Source organism: Phenylobacterium kunshanense (assembly GCF_003254525.1).
GTDB lineage: Bacteria > Pseudomonadota > Alphaproteobacteria > Caulobacterales > Caulobacteraceae > Phenylobacterium > Phenylobacterium kunshanense.
Genome location: NZ_QFYS01000005.1, coordinates 174161 through 191191, shown reverse-complemented (window position 1 = coordinate 191191; position 17031 = coordinate 174161). Strand labels below are relative to the sequence as shown.

General features: G+C 70.9%; 22 protein-coding genes. 10 read left to right on the top strand and 12 right to left on the bottom strand.

Features of this window, described 5'->3' with window-relative positions:
• Positions 1–66: 66 nt before the first annotated feature.
• A complete protein-coding gene (locus tag DJ019_RS12825; protein WP_133255302.1) occupies positions 67–1464 on the bottom strand; it encodes a vanadium-dependent haloperoxidase in 1398 nt (465 codons plus the stop codon).
• On the opposite strand from DJ019_RS12825, the gene DJ019_RS20985 reads away from it, so the two are divergent.
• From DJ019_RS20985 to DJ019_RS12800, 5 genes are all read left to right on the top strand, one after another.
• Positions 1463–2077 (top strand): hypothetical protein, encoded by a 615-nt coding sequence (locus DJ019_RS20985; protein WP_165844004.1) that lies wholly within the window; start codon positions 1463–1465, stop codon positions 2075–2077. The two genes, DJ019_RS12825 and DJ019_RS20985, sit on opposite strands and share 2 nt — an antisense overlap.
• Before the next feature lie 69 nt (positions 2078–2146).
• Positions 2147–2452, top strand: a complete 306-nt coding sequence (locus tag DJ019_RS12815) for a hypothetical protein (RefSeq protein ID WP_111276424.1) — start codon at positions 2147–2149, stop codon at positions 2450–2452.
• Positions 2453–2488: 36 nt separating this feature from the next.
• Positions 2489–2761 carry a DUF1294 domain-containing protein gene (locus tag DJ019_RS12810; RefSeq protein ID WP_205854160.1) on the top strand — a complete coding sequence of 91 codons (273 nt, stop codon included), beginning with the start codon at positions 2489–2491 and terminating at the stop codon, positions 2759–2761.
• Positions 2762–2884: 123 nt separating this feature from the next.
• Positions 2885–3565, top strand: coding sequence for a PEPxxWA-CTERM sorting domain-containing protein (locus DJ019_RS12805; protein WP_111276576.1), 681 nt, complete (start codon positions 2885–2887; stop codon positions 3563–3565).
• Positions 3566–3753: 188 nt separating this feature from the next.
• Positions 3754–4497, top strand: coding sequence for a PEPxxWA-CTERM sorting domain-containing protein (locus DJ019_RS12800; RefSeq protein WP_165844003.1), 744 nt, complete (start codon positions 3754–3756; stop codon positions 4495–4497).
• Here the strand turns inward: DJ019_RS12800 and DJ019_RS12795 are convergent.
• The 9 genes from DJ019_RS12795 to DJ019_RS12755 form a co-directional block, all read right to left on the bottom strand.
• Positions 4494–5213, bottom strand: a complete 720-nt coding sequence (locus tag DJ019_RS12795) for an SIMPL domain-containing protein (protein WP_111276421.1) — start codon at positions 5211–5213, stop codon at positions 4494–4496. The genes DJ019_RS12800 and DJ019_RS12795 overlap by 4 nt on opposite strands.
• A 62-nt stretch (positions 5214–5275) precedes the next feature.
• Complete coding sequence (locus DJ019_RS12790) at positions 5276–5590, bottom strand: hypothetical protein (protein WP_111276420.1); 315 nt, start codon at positions 5588–5590, stop codon at positions 5276–5278.
• A 31-nt stretch (positions 5591–5621) separates the two neighbouring features.
• Positions 5622–6254: a DsbA family protein gene (locus DJ019_RS12785; RefSeq protein WP_111276419.1), complete on the bottom strand. Its 633-nt coding sequence runs from the start codon at positions 6252–6254 to the stop codon at positions 5622–5624.
• Positions 6251–7552, bottom strand: a complete 1302-nt coding sequence (locus tag DJ019_RS12780; protein WP_205854159.1) for an amidohydrolase family protein — start codon at positions 7550–7552, stop codon at positions 6251–6253. The genes DJ019_RS12785 and DJ019_RS12780 overlap by 4 nt, the downstream gene beginning before the upstream one ends.
• Before the next feature lie 28 nt (positions 7553–7580).
• Entirely contained in the window at positions 7581–7766 is a 186-nt protein-coding gene (locus tag DJ019_RS12775) for a hypothetical protein (protein WP_111276418.1), read from the bottom strand.
• Positions 7767–7824: 58 nt separating this feature from the next.
• A complete protein-coding gene (locus tag DJ019_RS12770; protein WP_111276417.1) occupies positions 7825–8022 on the bottom strand; it encodes a hypothetical protein in 198 nt (65 codons plus the stop codon).
• Between the two features lie 97 nt (positions 8023–8119).
• Positions 8120–8542 carry a hypothetical protein gene (locus DJ019_RS12765; protein ID WP_205854158.1) on the bottom strand — a complete coding sequence of 141 codons (423 nt, stop codon included), beginning with the start codon at positions 8540–8542 and terminating at the stop codon, positions 8120–8122.
• Positions 8543–8744: 202 nt separating this feature from the next.
• Positions 8745–9209, bottom strand: a complete 465-nt coding sequence (locus tag DJ019_RS12760; protein WP_133255300.1) for a hypothetical protein — start codon at positions 9207–9209, stop codon at positions 8745–8747.
• A gap of 81 nt (positions 9210–9290) precedes the next feature.
• Positions 9291–11108, bottom strand: a complete 1818-nt coding sequence (locus DJ019_RS12755) for a bifunctional helix-turn-helix transcriptional regulator/alpha/beta hydrolase (protein ID WP_111276414.1) — start codon at positions 11106–11108, stop codon at positions 9291–9293.
• 177 nt (positions 11109–11285) lie between these two features.
• Here DJ019_RS12755 and DJ019_RS12750 point away from each other — a divergent pair, with 177 nt between their 5' ends.
• Positions 11286–11819 (top strand): RcnB family protein, encoded by a 534-nt coding sequence (locus DJ019_RS12750; protein ID WP_111276413.1) that lies wholly within the window; start codon positions 11286–11288, stop codon positions 11817–11819.
• Here the strand turns inward: DJ019_RS12750 and DJ019_RS12745 are convergent, their stop codons facing one another.
• Positions 11820–12827 carry a DUF4118 domain-containing protein gene (locus DJ019_RS12745; RefSeq protein WP_165844002.1) on the bottom strand — a complete coding sequence of 336 codons (1008 nt, stop codon included), beginning with the start codon at positions 12825–12827 and terminating at the stop codon, positions 11820–11822.
• A gap of 61 nt (positions 12828–12888) precedes the next feature.
• Between DJ019_RS12745 and DJ019_RS20980 the strand changes: the two genes are divergently transcribed.
• Together DJ019_RS20980 and DJ019_RS12740 are read left to right on the top strand one after the other, a co-directional pair.
• Positions 12889–13062 (top strand): hypothetical protein, encoded by a 174-nt coding sequence (locus tag DJ019_RS20980; protein WP_165844001.1) that lies wholly within the window; start codon positions 12889–12891, stop codon positions 13060–13062.
• A 32-nt stretch (positions 13063–13094) separates the two neighbouring features.
• On the top strand, positions 13095–14741 hold the full coding sequence (locus tag DJ019_RS12740) for an amidohydrolase (protein ID WP_111276574.1): 1647 nt from the start codon (positions 13095–13097) through the stop codon (positions 14739–14741).
• 4 nt (positions 14742–14745) lie between these two features.
• On the opposite strand, the gene DJ019_RS12735 is transcribed toward DJ019_RS12740, so the two are convergent.
• Positions 14746–15258, bottom strand: coding sequence for a thioredoxin family protein (locus tag DJ019_RS12735; RefSeq protein ID WP_111276411.1), 513 nt, complete (start codon positions 15256–15258; stop codon positions 14746–14748).
• Positions 15259–15377: 119 nt separating this feature from the next.
• Here DJ019_RS12735 and DJ019_RS12730 point away from each other — a divergent pair, with 119 nt between their 5' ends.
• Together DJ019_RS12730 and DJ019_RS12725 are read left to right on the top strand one after the other, a co-directional pair.
• Positions 15378–15869, top strand: a complete 492-nt coding sequence (locus DJ019_RS12730) for a pyridoxamine 5'-phosphate oxidase family protein (protein ID WP_111276573.1) — start codon at positions 15378–15380, stop codon at positions 15867–15869.
• A gap of 303 nt (positions 15870–16172) precedes the next feature.
• Positions 16173–16907 carry a Crp/Fnr family transcriptional regulator gene (locus DJ019_RS12725; protein WP_240606471.1) on the top strand — a complete coding sequence of 245 codons (735 nt, stop codon included), beginning with the start codon at positions 16173–16175 and terminating at the stop codon, positions 16905–16907.
• Positions 16908–17031 lie beyond the last annotated feature (124 nt).

Genomic DNA, 17031 nt, shown 5'->3' with positions numbered 1-17031 from the left:
ACGGGCGGAAGGCTCCAGCGGCGCCGCACCCCTCGGCGCCGCTGGAGCGGCCGACCGCGCGCAGCCTCAGGGGAGATCGCTGATCGCGCCGGGAACAGCGTTGAAGAAGTCGTTGGTCTTCTCCCCGATGGCCAGGCCCAGGGGGACGCCGCCGATGGGAGACGCCGCATCGTCCGGGCTCGGAATGCCGTCGAACCGCCAGTGGACGCCCAGGTAGACGCGGCTGACGGAATTCTCCCAGACCGCCTCGGCGAAGCTGTCGAAGCGCTTCTCCACGCGGGTGCGGACCGAGCCGTCCGCGTCGAGCGAGGCGCCATCGAGTTCGTCGGACACGAAGCTGAAGGTCTCACTCGGCGCCGCGGCAGGCTTCTCGCCCCCGCCGAAGGCCAGGACGTCGGCGATGGGGATCGGCCCGTTCCCCGTCGCCAGCGCCAGGCGCAGCACCTGGAACAGCGCGGCGCCGAAGGTGGCGTGGCCGGAGGGGTAGGCCGGGAAGTCGGGTGTGTAGTGGCCGGGGGTGTTGTTGGTGCGTGGGATGCCGTGCGGACACCAGAAAGGATCGCCGTCGGCCGACGTCTCCAGGCGGACGCCGACCGCCGGCCGCCAGAGATTGTAGTGATACTTCCAGTGCCAGGCGTCGATGGCCGCGTCGGCCATGGCGACGTTGAGGCGGGCGAAGAGGTCGGCGAGCTGGGCTTCGGTCAGCCCCTTGCCGTCCACGATCCTGCGGGCGACCTGGTTGTAGAGACGGGGCGGGACACCGAGGCCGTTGGCGCCGTCGTAGCCCCAGTAGACGCCGATCCGCTCCTGCTCCGCCGAACGCGCGCCCCGCTGGGCGCCGCCGTGGTCCCTGACCTCGCGGAGCTGGGCAGGGTAGTCTGACTGCGGCCAGGGATCGAGGTGCTCGTGGTGGGTCTCGTGGCCGTCCGCATCGAGGACGGAGTCTGTGAAGCGCCACACCTTGCCCCACTTCGGCCCGAGCCTGCGCTGCCCCGGCTCCCCCGGCTGGTGGGGATCGGCGCGGTGCTCGAAGTGTCCCGGCATCGGAAGCTGGTCATCGTGGAGCATGACGTCCCATCCGTCGCGGCTCCTGTAGTCGACCAGTGCGCGGGCGATGGCGACGCCGACCGGGTAGCCGGTCTCATTCGAGAGGGAATCGTCAATCGGCCCGCTGTGGTTTGGGTACATGGCGCGTATGGCGGTGACGGCGGCGCCGGCGACGACCGCGTCCAGGGTCGCGCCCGCCGGGAGGGGTGGGACAGCGTGAGGAATACCCTTCTTGGTTAGATAGGCGGACCCGACCGACCCCGAGTGGAACGCCACGGCGTCGTGGATGGCGAGATGGACGATGGCCATGGCCCGCGAGGTGCGGATCGGGCCGGGTTGCTGCCCGCCGACGAAGCCCTTGGTGAAGTCGCGGCGCGAGGCCTCGAGCAGGACGCAGTTCCAGTAGAGCACCGACATGGTCGCCTCCATTTGGCGGGCGCGGCGGGGCCGCGGGATCGCCGTGGAGGTTGCCAGCCTCGGGGGCCTGGCCGGCGTGACGGGCGTCACGCGTGCGCTTGACTTGATCCGCCGACGGGAGGGCAATCCGGCGATGAGGCGGACGAGCTTCCTTCCCGCGCTCGGCTTCGGCGCGGCGGCGCTGGCGCTGCTGGCCGTGGCGCAGGCGCCGTGGGGTCGTCTCTGGCCCGCGCCGCCGGCCAGTCTGGGCGCCGATGTGGCGCGGACCGAGGCGCCGGCGGCGGCCGGTGGGCAGGGGGTAGAGCGGCCGGGCGCATCGGCGGCGCTGCGGCCGGACGACGGCTCGGGCGCGGCGGTGGCGGAGATGGAGGCGCGGGCCGGACTGCCGCTCTACGAGACCTTCCGCTGGCCGCTGACGGTGACGCGCACGGGGCGACCGGCCGACGCGACCGCCGTGGGGCTCGCGCGCACGGACGGAACATCGGCGGGCGTGATCGTGATCAATGGGCGCGGCGCCCTGGTGCAGGCGATCCCCGGCAGCGAGGGCCCAGATGGCGCGGCGGTGGCCGCCGCCTGGCTGCGCGCGCGGGGGTGGATGCCGGGCGCCGAGTGAGACCTGCAACCCGGTGGCCAGCGTGACCGTTTCACTCCTCGGGAAGGAACGGTCATCGAGGAGGACCCCATGCCCATCACCAACGACCATGAGTACGAGGCCGCGCTGGAGGAGGCCGTGGCGCTGCTGGAACGGTGCGAAGGCCGCGAGGCCGGCAACGCCCGGCTGCTTCAGCTCCTGGGTGAGATCGAGGGCTACCGGCCGATGTTCGACCTGGACGAGGCGGCGCCTCACCCGTCCGCGGGGCGCGCGGACGACCTGGTGCGCCAGGCCCGGCGACTGAAGAAGCGCTGGGACGAGCAGCGCAGCGGCTATGGCGGCCTGACCGAAGGCGGCCAGGGGATGGGGCCGACCACCGGCGCCCAGCGAGCGTAAGCCACGATTAAGCCCGCCATCGCCATGATGTGGTGGATGGCCTATGCGCTGACCTGGCTGGCGTTGATGAACCTGATGGCGTTCGGGGCGTTCGCCGACGACAAGCGGCGAGCGGTGCGCGGCGCGCGCCGCATTCCCGAGCAGACCCTGCTGTCGCTGGCGGCGATGGGCGGAAGCCTCGGTGCGCTGATCGCGCAGCAGCTCCTGCGCCACAAGACCCGCAAACAGCCGTTCCGCACCAACCTGATCCTGATCGCCGCCGGCCAGGCCGCCGCCGCCGCAGCGCTGCTCTGGGCGCTCGCAGACTGACGCTCGCCCAGTAGGGGAATTCGAACAGCCCCGTCGCGAAACGCCAGCGGTTTGTCGCAGGTGGGGCGGACTCCGAACCGTGCGGGGACTTAGCGGTCTGGTCCCCGAAACGGAGATACTCAAATGCGCAAGCTATTCACGGCGCCGATTGCGGCGCTGGCCTTGGCCGCGGCCGCGCCGACCGCGCATGCAGCGACGACGATCAGCTCAACCTTCGACACCGGCGCCGAGGGCTGGACGTTCGGGTCGTATCTGGGGTTTGGCGGGATCGGCGTCACCTGGGACAGCGCGAGCCAAGCCATCGTCAAGCCAAACCATGGCTTCGGCGACTTCGGCTTCATCGCCTCCTCGGCCTACCTCGGCGACAAGTCGGACTTCCTGAACGGGACCTTCTCGTTCGACCTCGCCGCGAGCGCGCCGTCAGCGCAGTACGCGAATCGCCCCCCGCTGGTCCTGACCGGCGCCAACGGGAAGGTCATCTTCGCAGACAGTCTCGGCCTGCCCAGTCCCGGCTTCACGACGTTCAGCATCAAGCTGAACGCCAGCAGCTTCTATTCTGGATCGCCGACCGGCACGCGGACGAATGTGAGCGCCTCGCAGTTCGAAGCGATCCTGGCCGATCTGGAACAGGTCCAGGTGTGGGGCGACTGGTCGCCTTCGGTGGAAACGGCCCGGCTCGACAACGTCGCCATGGCCGCCAACGCCGGGGTGCCGGAACCGGCCACCTGGGCGCTGATGATCATGGGCTTCGGCGGAGCCGGCGCCGCCCTGCGCCGGCGTCGCGTCGCCGTGGCCGCGATCTGAGACGACGGCCGGCCGCCGCGGGGAAGGCCGCGCGGCGGCTGGCCGCCCCTGATCCGGCGCCCCCAATCGGGGGATATGCCGCAGGCCGCGACCGCCTACGTTGCACGTCCTTGTAGCGTTGAACGGTCGGGGGCGTGGTGATGCGTACGTTTGGGATTCTGCTGTGCGGGGTGGCTGGATCATTGGCGGTGGCGAGCGCCGCAAACGCCGGCGTGCTGGTCGCCTCGGGCGATGAGTGGACGCTGAGCAACTATGCCTACGGCGCGCCCTATCAGGCCGGGACCACGGCTTTCGTCCAGGACCTGGCCACGACCTTCGGCGGCTCGAACTACCTGCTGCTGACCGGCAACGGGAACGTGTCGAGCGGCCAGCTCACCTCGCTCACCGCCCAACTCACGGCGCTGGGCAAGACCGTGCAGACGTCGGCCACCTTCAGCCTCGCCACCGCCAGCGGCTATGACGCGGTGTTCCACTTCGGACAGGGATTCAGCGGCGCCCAGTTCGCCGACCTGGACGCCTATCTTTCTGGCGGGGGCGACGCCTATGTGTCCCTCGGCTCCGGCTGGTACGGCAGCGCGGCCGGTGAAGCGGCGACCTGGAATCCCTTCCTGGCCAACTACGGCCTGGTGGCGGGCTCGACCTGGTTCACCGCGGCCGGCTTCGTCGACGCTACGGTGACGCAGGGACCGGCTGGCGCGACCAACCTGATCTGGGGCTATGGTCAGTCCATCGAGCGACTTCCAAACAGCAATGGCGTCTCCTACGTGCGCGGCAGCTTCGCGGGCGGTCCGCAGGACATCGGTCTGGTCGGCTCCAGCCAGCGCCTGGGCGTCGCCGGCGTGCCGGAACCCGGCGCCTGGGCGCTGATGATCCTGGGCTTCGGCGGGGCGGGCGCAGCGCTGCGCCGGCGCAACCGGATGCTGACGGCTTAGCGCAGGCGATAGGTGATCGTCGTCACCACCCGGACCTTCTTGAACACCTGGCCGTTCGGCTCGTAGCCGATGTCATCGCGCCCCTGGATCTCGAACGAGCCCTGGGTGGCCGAACGGATGCCCGACAGAGAGGCGCCGGCGTCCTTGGCGAACTGCTGGGCGCCGGAGCGCGCGCTGGCCGTCGCCTCGGCGATCATCTGCGGGCGCACATCGTTGAGGCGGGTGAAGAGATAGCTCGGCCCGGCGTAGTCCTGGAGGATCACGCCCTGGCGCAGGAGCTGGTCGAGCTGACGCGTCGTGGCCTGCACACGGTCGACGTTGGACGTGCGCACGATCACGGTCTGGGCGACGCGGTAGCGGGCGGCGACGTTCTGCTGCTGGTACTCGCGGGCGTACTGGTCGGTGACCTCCAGCCGGCCAAGGTCGATTTCGGCGGGCGCATAGCCCTGGGTGGCCAGGAATCGGCGGACCGCGGCGGTGTCGACATCGACGTCGGCCTGGACCGCCTGCAGGTCGTCGCCGGCGGCGGCGAACTTCAGCGGAAGCACCGCGAGATCGGCCTTCACGATCCGCTCGGACAGGCCGCGCACCGTCACGCTGCGATCGCCGACACGCGCGTTCTCGACCCCCTGCCCGATGAACAGCCCGCCCACGGCGGCTCCCAAGGCGACGAGGCCGCCCGCAGCGGCGGCGGCGAGAATGCGGGGGTCTGGCATGTCAGGGGCTCCATGGAACGCCCCGCGATCCTGCCACGCTCCGGCTGTCGGTGCGATGAACGCTAGTTGGGCGGCAGGGTCGGAGGAGGCGCCGGCGGCACGGCCCCGGACGGATTCACCGCCATCGGAGAGGTAGCGCCCATCTCCGAGGTCGTCGCCTCGGGGTCGGCGCCGGTGACGGCGCCAGCCCCAGCTGGGTTCGGGTCGACGGATGCTGTCGCTGCGCCGCCGGCGCCGGTGGTGGCGCCAGGCGGGGGCGGATCGACGGCGACGGCGGCGTCTTCGGCGGAGGTCACGGGCGCGGGCCGCTCGCACCCCGCGAGCGACAGCGCGATCAGGGCGGTGACCACCACAGCGGCAGGGATCAGGGACTTCATGCCCTCATGAACGGGTCAGTCGGCCCCGAGTTCACCCGCGGCGCGCTCGGCGGACAGCGGCGGCCAGGGCCCGCTCGTCGAGCCCCCCCTGGATGAGATAGCGGCCGACCAGGTAGGCCGGGGTGCCGGCGAGGCCGAGGGAGAAGGCCTGCAGCGCGTGACCGCGAAGCTGGGCGTCGATGGCGGCGCCGTGAAGGTCGAGGTCGGCGCGCAGGCGCACGACGTCCACGCCGGCCCCACCGGCGATCTCGTCGAACCGGATCGGGTCGAGGGGACCGTGGGCGGCCATGAACGCCTGATGGACGGCGAGGTATCGACCCTGGCGGTCGGCTGCGAGGGCATGGCGGGCGGCGGCGTCGGAGGCGGGCCCACGGATCGGCCAGTCCTTGTAGATCACCCGCACGTTGGGGTCGTCCGCCAGCAGGGCCGTCAGGGCCGGGTCCGTCATCTTGCAGATCCCGCACTGGTAGTCGGTGAAGACCACGACGGTGACGTCGGGCGCGTCAGCCCCCGCGTGGGGCGATCCCCGATCGCCGAGGACCGCGCGGACCACCGGCGTCATCTCGAGGCGCTGGGCCGGCGGCGGCCGGGTCTGGAGAAACCAGGTGGCCACGCCGCCCGCCGCCACGGCGGCGCCCAGGCCAAGGGCCTGGCGGCGGTTCACGACGCCTCCTCCAGGTCGGCCTCGGAGAGCGGGACGAAGTCGGCGCGCCGGTGCTCCCGGCCGCGTTTGACGGTCAGTTCCAGGGTCTTGAGGTTCTCGATGTCGGCCGTGGGATCGCGGTCCGTCACGATGAGGTTGGCGAGCTTTCCAGGCGCGATGGAGCCCATGTCGGACAGACGGCCCGCCGCCCGGGCGCCGTTGAACGTCGCGGCCCGGATCACCTCCGAAGGCGGCATGCCCAGTTTCACCAGGGCCGCGAGTTCGTGGTGCAATGTCGGCCAGGGGTCCGCGGCGGGCGCGACCCAGTCGGTCCCGGCCGAGATCTGAACGCCGGCCTGCCAGGCCTGGCGCACCAGGGCGTCGGACAGTTCGCCCGAGCACAGGCCCGGCCTGGGACGCGGCTGGTGGTAGATGCTGGTGGTGGCGTCGAGGATGATCTCGCGCGGCTTCATCAGCGCGAGGACGCGGCCGACCCCCGGATCGTCGGACGCCAGAAACCGCGACGCGGCGATCGGGGTGCGGGACTGATAGCTCGCCGGCGTGCCGGCCGTCTGGTGCGCCAGCGAGCAGGCATGGGACATCACGTCGGGCCGCGCCTTGGCCACCTCTGCCGGCGTGGCGGGGTAGACCGCGGTGTGGACCCAGACCTTGAGGCCCTGGCGGCGCGCCTCGGCGGCAAGACGGCGCACAAGCCGGGCGTCGAGGTTCGCGTAGATCTTGATCGCGGTCGCCGAGGTCCCACGGGCCAGGGTGACGGCCTGGCGCAGGTCCGTGCGCTCGTCGATCGCCTGCATCCAGGGCGTCTCGCCAGGCCGGAAGCCGTAGGTGGTGGCCGCGGTCCGGGGATCGTCGAAAAACGAGCGGCCGGCGAAGAGCGCGGCGTAGTGGATGTCCGGCGCCGGGATCTCGCCCTTGAGACTGGCCCGTGAGAGGTCGGCGACGGCCCGCAGGTCGTCGGCCATGTCCCGGACCGCGGTGACGCCGCCGAACAGGTCGCGGCGCAGGATCGCCTCGGCGCGGCGGCGATTGGGCGGCGTGGCGAGGTGCTCGTGGCTGTCGATCAGGCCGGGCAGCAGGTACTTGCCCGTCAGGTCCACCACGCGGGCGCCGGCGGGAGGCGGCAGCCGATCGGCCGGAAGCACCGCACGAATGCGTTCGCCCTCCACCAGGACCGACATGCCAGGGCGGGGCCGCCCGCCGGTCCCGTCGATCAGCGTGGCGCCCCGGTACAGCACTGTCTCAGCGGCGGCCGGCGTGGCCAGCATGACGGCAAGGGCCGCCAGGACGGATCGGATCACGCGCGCCCCCCCGCTCGTCACGAACGCCTCAGGCGTCGCAACCGCCCTCGAGCTGAAGTTGAAACTCGGCCGCAGCCTTCCAGCATGCGGCGTTTTCCCGTTCGGTCTTCCAGAGCCACGCCAGCACGGCGCACATAAGCGCCAGCGCCACGCTGACCGCCGTCAGGATGCGTACAGCCAGGACGGCGCGGTCCGTGTGGGAAGCCCTCGACATCCCTGAGGCTTTGGCCGATGCGACGCCGAAGGGCAAGTGCGCCGGCGACCCGCGGCGTTCAGGCGGGATCGGTGATCCGAGAGACGGCGCCGACCCGCCGTTCGCCCTGCCAGATAATCACCTCGACCGAGCTTCTATGTTCGTCCAGCACCCGGCGCGCAACGGCGAGAGCGCCGGAGTCGTCCGCGCATTCCAGAGCGTCGAAAGCGATCGACGATCCGTCGGGGCGGCAGGGGTAGAAGGTGAAAAGGGGCACGTTCGGAACTCCCTCGACGCCAGGCGGGAGCGTGGGACGAGGTCACACTATACACCCATTCCCCCGACAGTTGTGTCGGCGATGCGACCTTCGCCCGTCAGGCGACGCGGCCGTTCCGGTCGAGGGCGGCCGAAAGCCGGGCCATGGCGCGCGTGAGCTGGACCCGGAGTTCGTTGGCGGTGACCAGGACCGGAGCCGAGACGCCCCAGAACACCATGAGGGCGATCATCGAGCCGGGCGCCGCGACGCCGTCCGGACTGAGGAACAGGCGCAGGCCGAGCAGCCCGCCGCCCAGCATGACCATGGCCCCGCAGAAGGCGCCGCGCACCAGGCCGGCCACCAGCACCGCCGCCACATAGATCATGAACGGAGAGAGGAGGCCGAGCTGGGACGCCAGCGCCGCCCGCGCGACGGTCGCCAGGGCCACGAGCGCCCCCGCCACCACAAGGTTGATCAGCGCCTCGGATAAGAGACCGCCCAGGGAGGTTCGCGGAGCCGCCATGGGGTCAGAGTGGATCAAGGCCATGCTGCAACGCAACAGTGTTCACCAACGAGGCGAGCCCCAGCCGGGCGGGCCGACGACCGGGTCCGGCCATCCATGACCAGGCCGGCGGGGTCGCGGGGGGCTTCCCCAGGGCACGGCCTGTGCGGAGTCATGGATGGCCGGGCCGCACGCCGCGCGTCTCTAGGGACACGCGCGGCGTGCGGCGTCCGGATCGCAGTTAAGAGCCGGTCGGCCCGGCGGCGGCCGGCGCCTCCGGCAGGGCCGGGGGCGGCGCATCACAGGCCTTGCCGGCGTATAGGCCCGACAGCAGGGCCTTGCGCGTACCAGCCGTCTGGATGTCGGCGGCGGCCTGGGCCTTGACCTGCTCGGCCCGCTGGCGCGCGACGTTGGCCGCCTGGTTGGCGATCTGACCCGCACCGGGCATCCGGCCAAGCAGACCCGTGCGCAGCATGCCTTCGACCGCCACCGAGGCGCCGAAGTTGGCGCCCCGGGCCTGGCCCTCGGCCTTGGCGATCTGGGCGTTGGCGTCGGCGACGAGCAGGTCCATCCGCGACGCCTCGGCGGCGATCGTCGGACAGTCCATGGTCGCATCCCCCGGATAGCTGACCTGCAGCGGCTGAGCCGTCGCCGGCGTCACGGCCAGCCCGGCGCAGAGCGCGCCCAACATCATCAGTCTGTTCATCGTAAGCCCCCGAAAACCCTCAGGCTTGCGACGCTAGGGCCGGGCGCGGCGCCTGGCCTCCCCCGAATGGGGGCGCCACCGTCAGTCGGTCAGCAGGGCGACGAGGGCGTCGGGATGGGTGAATTGCGGCAGGATGCCGGCGCCCTCGATCCGCACCCGGCGGACATCGGCCACCGGCAGCCAGGGCTCATGCACATGGCGCGGCAGCTCCGAGCAGGCGGCCACCGTCCACAGGCGCTGCGGCAGGTCCCCCGGGGGCTCCCAGCCCGCGGCGTAGACCGCATTCTCCGCCGCGAAGCCCCGCACCGACCGGGCGCAGAGAGCCTGTATGTCGCGGATGAGGAAATCGCGGACGGCCGGATCCTGGAGCGCGTGGCGGTCGGGCTCCACCTCACCCAGGCTCCTGTCCAGCACCCGCTCGAGGGTCTGGGTGGTCGTCTGACGACGGAGGAACTCGGCGAAGGTCGCCACGAGTTCCGGGTTTCGCAGCAGGTGCCGCTGGACCGAGGCCAGGAAACTGACGCGGTGATCGACACGCGACATCGGCGGGTGCGGATTGAGCAGCACCGCACGGCCCAGCAGGTGCGGCCAGTCGCGGGCGAAGGAGAGGGCCACGGGCGCGCCGGTATCACGGGCCAGGATGTGAGCGGATTTCAGCCGCAGGCGCTCGATCACCGCCGCCATGTCGGCCGCGCCGGTCTGGAGATAGTCGTAGCCGGCGGGATCGGTGAGACCGAAGCCGGGTCGCTGCAGCACCAGGGGACGCAGCCCCGCGGCCACGAGACCCGCGCGAAGGCCTTCGGGAAGCCGGCGTCCGGCCGCCGTCCCGTGGAAGACGAACACCGGCTCGCCGTCGTAGGGCCCGTAGTCGATGAGCGCGATGCGCCGGGCGCCGTCCAGCGACGGCAGGATGCGAAGCCGGCCGCCCCCACCCTCCTCGGCGAACATCGGTTCGGAGGCCGAGGCGACAGCCACGAGCTCGCGGGCCTCCATCAGCAGCCGGGCGAGGTCCTTGGCGCCCTTGACGCCGGTCTTCGCCAGGATCGCCTTCATATGCGTCTTGACGGTCTCCGGGCTGAGGCCGAGGACCTTGGCGGCTTCCGGGGCCGTGGCGCCCTTGGCCACCAGGACGGCGGCCCGGGCCTCTGCGGGAGTCAGGCCGAAGGCGTCCTCGGCGATGCGGGCCTCCTCACCGACGGTGTCGCTCGACGCGCACATGATACCGACGAGCCGGGCGACCAGCTCGGGCGTGCGGCGCACGCCGGCCTTGGCGTTGATGCGGCGCAGGGCGTCGCGGGCGGTCTCACGGCCAACGCCGGCGTCGGCGGCGGCGACCTCGAGGTTCGGCGCGAAGAGGAGGGCCTCCGCGAGGCGCGCCTCCAGCGCCGTGAGGTCCAGCGCGCGGGCCGCATGGCGCGCGAGCTCGGACGAGCGCGACGGCGCGCTGACCACCACCGCGAGCCTTTCCGGACCGGCGCGGAGGGCGGCCGCGGCGTCAGGCCCCAACGGCCAGCGGGCGGCGGCCGAAGCGTCGCCCACCCAGGCGGCGAAGGCCGCGCCGGCGGTCCCTTCCACAAGGCTGACGACCGGCCCTTCGCGAAGCGCCCGTTTCAGGAGAGGGCGCAGGTCCGCGCTGTCCCGGAAGAGGTCGAGGTAGGCTGGGTCAGCGTGGCACACATCGCCCCGCGCGGTGAGCACCGCGGCGGCCAGGGCCCGGCGATCGGCGATGGCGCCGGCGATCGGCGGCAGTTCGAACGCGGCGGCGGAAAACGCTTCCCGCGCCTTGCCGCTGTCGGCCAGGACCGCCGTCTCGATCTCGGACCAGGAATCCAGCAACGCCTGCGCCGGCGCCGCCTGGGCGCGCAGCAGATCGGTGAGGCGTGCAGGCTTGGCTTTCATGCGCCTTCTTCGAATAGGGCCAAGGGGCGAGCTTGCAAGCGGGTTGAACCCTTTGCTGCAATCCCTGCGCCAGATGCCCTAGGGTGAACCGAAGCCGAAGCTGGGGGTTCAGCCTGGGTTCAGGGCGGAGCTGATCCCCTGGCCGGGCTGGGGCGCGTAAGGCCCGAGGAGTTCGAGATGAAGAGAATACTGTATGCCGCCGTGGCTCTGGCCACCGTCGCCGCGCCGGTCACCTCGGCGGCCCAGCCGGGCCACGAGCGCCGGGAAGATCGGCGGGAGCTGCGCGAGGATCGGCGCGAACTGAAGGAAGATCGCCGCGACGCACGGCGCGACGGCGTGATCACCTCGCGCGAACGGCGCGAGCTGGAGCGCGATCGCCGTGAGGTGCGCGAGAGCCGGCGCGAGCTACGCTATGACCGCCGCCGGGCCGAAACCTGGCGCGACCGGTCGGAATGGCGCGGATATCGCGGCGTTCGCCCCGGCTACTGGTACGCGCCAGGATACGGCTATCACCCCGTCGTCCGGGGCTACACCTGGCGCCGCGGCGCCTACGTGCCGCGCGCCTACCGCAGCTACTATGTGCAGGACCCCTACTACTACGGCCTGCGGGCTCCCCCGCCCGGCCACCGCTGGGTGTATGCGGACGGCAATCTCGTGCTGATGGCGCTCGCGACCGGCCTGATCGCCGACGTGCTGCTGAATGGCTACTAGCTAGTGGAAGGTGGCGGCCGGGCCGGGCCCGACCGCCCCCGTCCGCGGGATCGACAACACCAGGGCCGCGCCTTGCGCATCGGCGCGAAGGGCCACCGCGGCGCCGAGCTGTTCGGCCATGGCGCGGAGCAGGTAGCCGTTCGAGACCGAGACCAGCACCCCCTCGGCGGCCTGGCCCGCTTCGGAGATGGCGACCTCGGCCTGGCGACCGTCGGCCCCGAACCTCACGGCCAGCGGGCCGGCGACGTCGGCCTCCAGAAGCGCGCCGAGGCACTCCGCCAAGGCGACCCCGAGCGAGGTCGTCTCCTCCACGCCCAGGCTGAGTCCGGACGGGCGGATCACCACCCGCTCGGCTGGTTCGTCCCGGGCGACGCAGACCGCGCGGGCGAGCGCGGCCGCGAAGGCGTCCAGGTCCACCGGGCCGTCCTCCCGCCCCCCAAGGTCGCGGTGAACTCGCGAGATCAGCAGCGAGCGCTCCATGGCGCGACGCAGGCCATCGGCCACCTGCGGCTCGGGCTCGCCTTTGGCCTGCAGGGCCAGGACGCCGGCGACGAGGCGCATGTGATGACTGATGCGGTCGTTGAGTTCGCGGAACAGGCCCGCGTGGCTGTCGGCGACGGCCTGGGCGCGACCGAGTTCGTGCGAGACCTGACGCAGCGCGCCGGTGAGGCCGGTGATCACGACGATGGCGACGGCGCAGGTGATGACGAAGAACAGCGCGCCCATCAGGACGTTCGGCGCGAGCTGCCAGTCGAAGGACGGCGCGGCGAAAACCGCAAAGCCGAGGACGGCCGAAACCAGGGCGGCGGCGATCGCCGGACCCCGCCCGAACGCATAGGCCGACAGGATCACCGCCGGATAGAAGGCCGAATAGGAGAGGCTGCCGCCCAGGACCCCATGCATGGTCGATCGGAAGGCGAAGGCGATGGCCACCAGACCGGCGGTCCAGACCCAGGCCATGATCGGCCGTCGGCCGGCGGCCGCAAGGATTTCCGATACGCGTGACATGGCGGCCCCTCTAGCACACGGCGCGCTGGCGTGCTTCAGCGAACCGCCGGAGACTGGGCCCATGACCGACCGCGACGTCTATCTGAAGCTGGCCGCATTGGCGGAGGAGCTGATGGAGCTGGCCCAGGCCGCTGACACCTTCGTGGGCAACGCGGCGCTCACCACGTGCGCACAGACGCTCGCCGGAGCGGCAAAGGCGGTCTACGAGCACGCCATGGAGGGCGGAGAGCACTAGGCGCCGCGATTGGCGACGCTAGCTTGGCCGGCATGAGACTCATGCTTCTGGCCGCCGCGGCCGTCGTCGCCCTTTCGTCCGCCAGCGCCTCGAGCGCCCAACCGGCCGCCGACCTCGTCATCTGGGGCGGCCCTGTCTACACGGGCGCAGCGCCGGCCAGGGCAGAGGCTCTGGCCGTCAGCGGGAACCGGATCGTCTTCGTCGGCGACCGCGCGGGCGCCCAGGCCAAGGTCGGCCCCCAGACACAGATCGTGGACCTGAAGGGCGCGGCCCTGTTCCCCGGCTTCACCGACGCCCACGCCCACCTGCGCGGGATCGGCGAGCGCGAGCTTTCGCTGAACCTGGAGGGCTCGAAATCGGCTGCCGAGGCGGTGGGGCGGGTCAAGGCCTACCTCTCCCAACGCAAGCCGACCGGGCCTGTCTGGGGTCGGGGATGGATCGAGACCGGGTGGCCCGAGGGCCGGTTCCTGGAGCGCGGCGACCTCGACGCGATCGCCCCGGATCAGCCGGTGCTGCTGGTCCGGGCGGACGGCCACGCCCTGGTGGCGAACTCGGCCGCGCTGAAGGCGGCGGGGATCGACGAGACCACCCCCGCGCCAGCGGGCGGCGATATCCTGAAGGGCAAGGACGGCAAGCCGACGGGCCTTCTCGTCGACAACGCCATGAGCCTCGTCGGCAAGCTGCGCCGGGCGCCCACCGAGGCCGACCGGCGTGAGGCCTTCGACGCCGCCTTCAAGGTTGAGACCGCTTACGGCTGGACCGGCGTCCACGCCATGAGCGTGGACTGGGCGGACGTCCTGCTGCTGGAGGAAATGAACGCCGCCGGCGGCTCGCCCCTCCGGGTCTACAACGCCGTGGACGGCGAAGAAGCCGGCCCGCTGTTCAGCGGCGGCCCGCGGACAACGAAGGACCGGCTGATCGTCACCCAGGCGATCAAGCTGTACCAGGACGGCGCCCTGGGCTCGCGCGGGGCGGCGTTGTTCGACCCCTATGCCGATGCGCCCGGCACCACCGGCCTCGTCCTGACCCCGCCGGCCGCCATGCGCGCGGCGATGGAGAAGGCCAAGGCGGCCGGGATCCAGGTGGCCAGCCACGCCATCGGCGACCGCGGCAACGCCAATGTGCTGGACCTATACAAGTCGGTGGGCGTGAAGGACCTGCGCTGGCGGATCGAACATGCCCAGGTGGTGCGGCCCTCGGATATCCCGCGCTTCGCGGACATGGGGGTCATCGCCTCGATGCAACCCAGCCACGCGATCGGCGATCTCCATTTCGCGCCGGCCCGTCTGGGCGGCCCGCGCCTGGACGGCGCCTACGCCTGGGACGGCATGCGCAAGGCCGGGGTGCTGGTGGCCGGCGGCTCGGACGCGCCGGTCGAGCGCGGGGCGCCGCTGGTCGAGTTCTACGCCGCGGTGGCCCGCAAGGACCTGTCGGGCTTCTCGGGTCCAGACTGGCGCCCGGAGCAGGCGCTGTCGCGCGAAGAGGCGCTGAAGCTCTTCACGTCGGCAGCTGCCTACGCCCGGTTCGCCGAAACCGAGCTGGGCACGCTGGAAGTCGGCAAGCTTGCGGACCTGTCCGCCTTCTCGGTCGATCTGATGACCGCGCCGGAGGCGGAGATCCCCAAGGGGCGGGCGGTGCTGACCGTGGTCGACGGAAAGGTCGTCTATCGCGCGCCGTGACCGCTCACCGGGTCCACTGGGCCAGCCAGTTGGCCAGGTCTTGCGGAGTCATGTGGCGGGCGTCGGAGAGCGCGGCGACCTGGGCGCGGCCGACGATCTGACGGCCACTCCTGGGATCGACGATGAGGATGGCCGGAACGCCCTCCAATCGGTCCTTCACGCCGAAACGGGCGGGGATGTGCAGGTTCTTGTCCATGCGCCCCACGTCCACCAGGACGATCTCGTAGTGCCGTGACAGGAAGGCCTTGAGCTCGGGCAGTTCCATGGTCGCGGCCAGGATCCGGCAGTCGCCGCACCAGTTGCCGCCCATGTCGACCAGCAGCAGCTTGCCCGACTTGCGGGCCCGCGCGAGAGCGCGGTCGACCGCCGCGCTGGCGTCGGCCTTTTCGTCATAGGGATAGGGCAGCGGCGTCCTGAGCTGGGCGTAGTCGTTGATCTTGAGTCGCGGCGGCGGCGCGGCCGACGCGGGCGCGGCCAGAGCCAGGGCGAGCAGTGCGGCGGCGGCCATGCGGAACATCGGCATCTCCTACTGATGGAGATGGAATTCTCCGGCCGGCCCGAACGGTCAAGCCAGGGAACCTCAAAGGCCGGCCAGGATTTGTGAGCCCGCCCTTCAACACGAGACGGATGAACGCCATGAGCCTGAGCAACGCCGAGGTCCGCGATCGACTCTGGAAAGCTATCGAGGAACAGAACACTGGTATGCTGGGCGTGCCCGGTGATGGCCACCACTACCAGCCGATGACCGGCTTCGTTGAGCGCGACACCAACACGATCTGGTTCTTCACCCGGAGGGAGACTGACCTCGCCGAAACGATCGCCTCGACCGGCGGGGCCGAAGGATCGTTCATCTTCCAGGACCGGAAACTGCAGGCCTGCCTGGATGGCCGGCTCACCCTGGAGCACGACCGTGAGCGCATCGACCGCTACTGGAACGCGCACGTGGCGGCCTGGTACCCGGATGGAAAGGGCGATCCGGCACTGACCCTGCTGCGACTCGACGTCGCGGACGCCGCCGTCTGGATCACCGAGGGTGGCCTGCTGAAGTACGCCTTCGAAGTCGTGAAGGCCAATGTCGGCAAGTCGACGCCCGACGTTGGCGAGCGGCGCGACCTCAACTTGAACTAGAATTTTGAAGGACGACGCGCGGCGGACAGACGATCCGCCGCGCCTGTACTGGACAAGGATCAATTCGACCTGATTCTCCCCCAGCAAGGCCATCCAGCTATTTATAAGTCGGCTGCCCGACACAAATCGGCGGTTGTACGACCTTCCTTCGCAAATGCTTGTCGCGAGAATTGCAGGCGCGCCGGCATTGCACTTTGTGCGAGTGTCGAGTTCTCGACAGTCTAGCTTCGCGGGCCTCTATAACTTGAAACCTAAGCCGTAGAACGGCGTTTCAAGTTCCCGATGCAGAGGCCAGTCCCCGCGTTGCAAAACAGCCTGCTCGACGCGCTCCCGCCAGCCGATCTGGCGCGGTTCGCCCAACATATCGTGCAGGTGGAGCTCGACAGGGGCCGGCTGCTCTACGATCCCGGCGACCAGATCGACCACATCTACTTTCCGCATGACGGCGTGATCTCACTGATGACGCTGATGGAGAACGGCCAGGCGATCGAAAGCACGACCATCGGTCCGGAGGGAGCCCTCGGCCTGATGGCTGCCGTCGCGCCGCGCCAGTCGCTTTCGCGCGCCATCGTCCAGACGCCCCTGCGGGCCGCGCGGATCAGCGCGGAGCGACTGCACGAAGCCTGGGAGCGCAGCGCCACCCTGCGGCACCTGGTGGATCGCCACACCGAGGCGCTCTATGGCCATGCCATCCAGTCGGTGGCGTGCAACGCGCTGCATTCGGTTGAAGCCCGGTTCTGCCGTTGGCTGCTGACCTGCCACGACCGCATCTCCACCGACACGGTGGCCCTGACGCAGGAATTCCTGGCCGACATGCTGGGCGTGCAGCGGACGACCGTGACAGCGGTGGCCCGCTCGCTCCAGGCAAAGGGGGTGATCCGCTATCGGCGCGGGGTGGTGGACATCATCGACCGCGCCGGCCTGCAGGCCCTGACCTGCGAATGCTACGGCGTGATCCGCGACACCTACCAACGGCTGCTCGGTCCGGCCGCCGGCGGGCTGAACGGTCGCGGCGAGCGCTGGATCAACGGCCAGTAGGCTTCCCGCCGCGCCAACTCGGCGGTTTATCGCGTCCGCCTGTCGCGAGGCGGTTGCGCCTGGCCAATTTTCACCGTTTGTTGCGCGTCCTCAGCGGGTTCGGACCTGGAAACCGCACCACGAC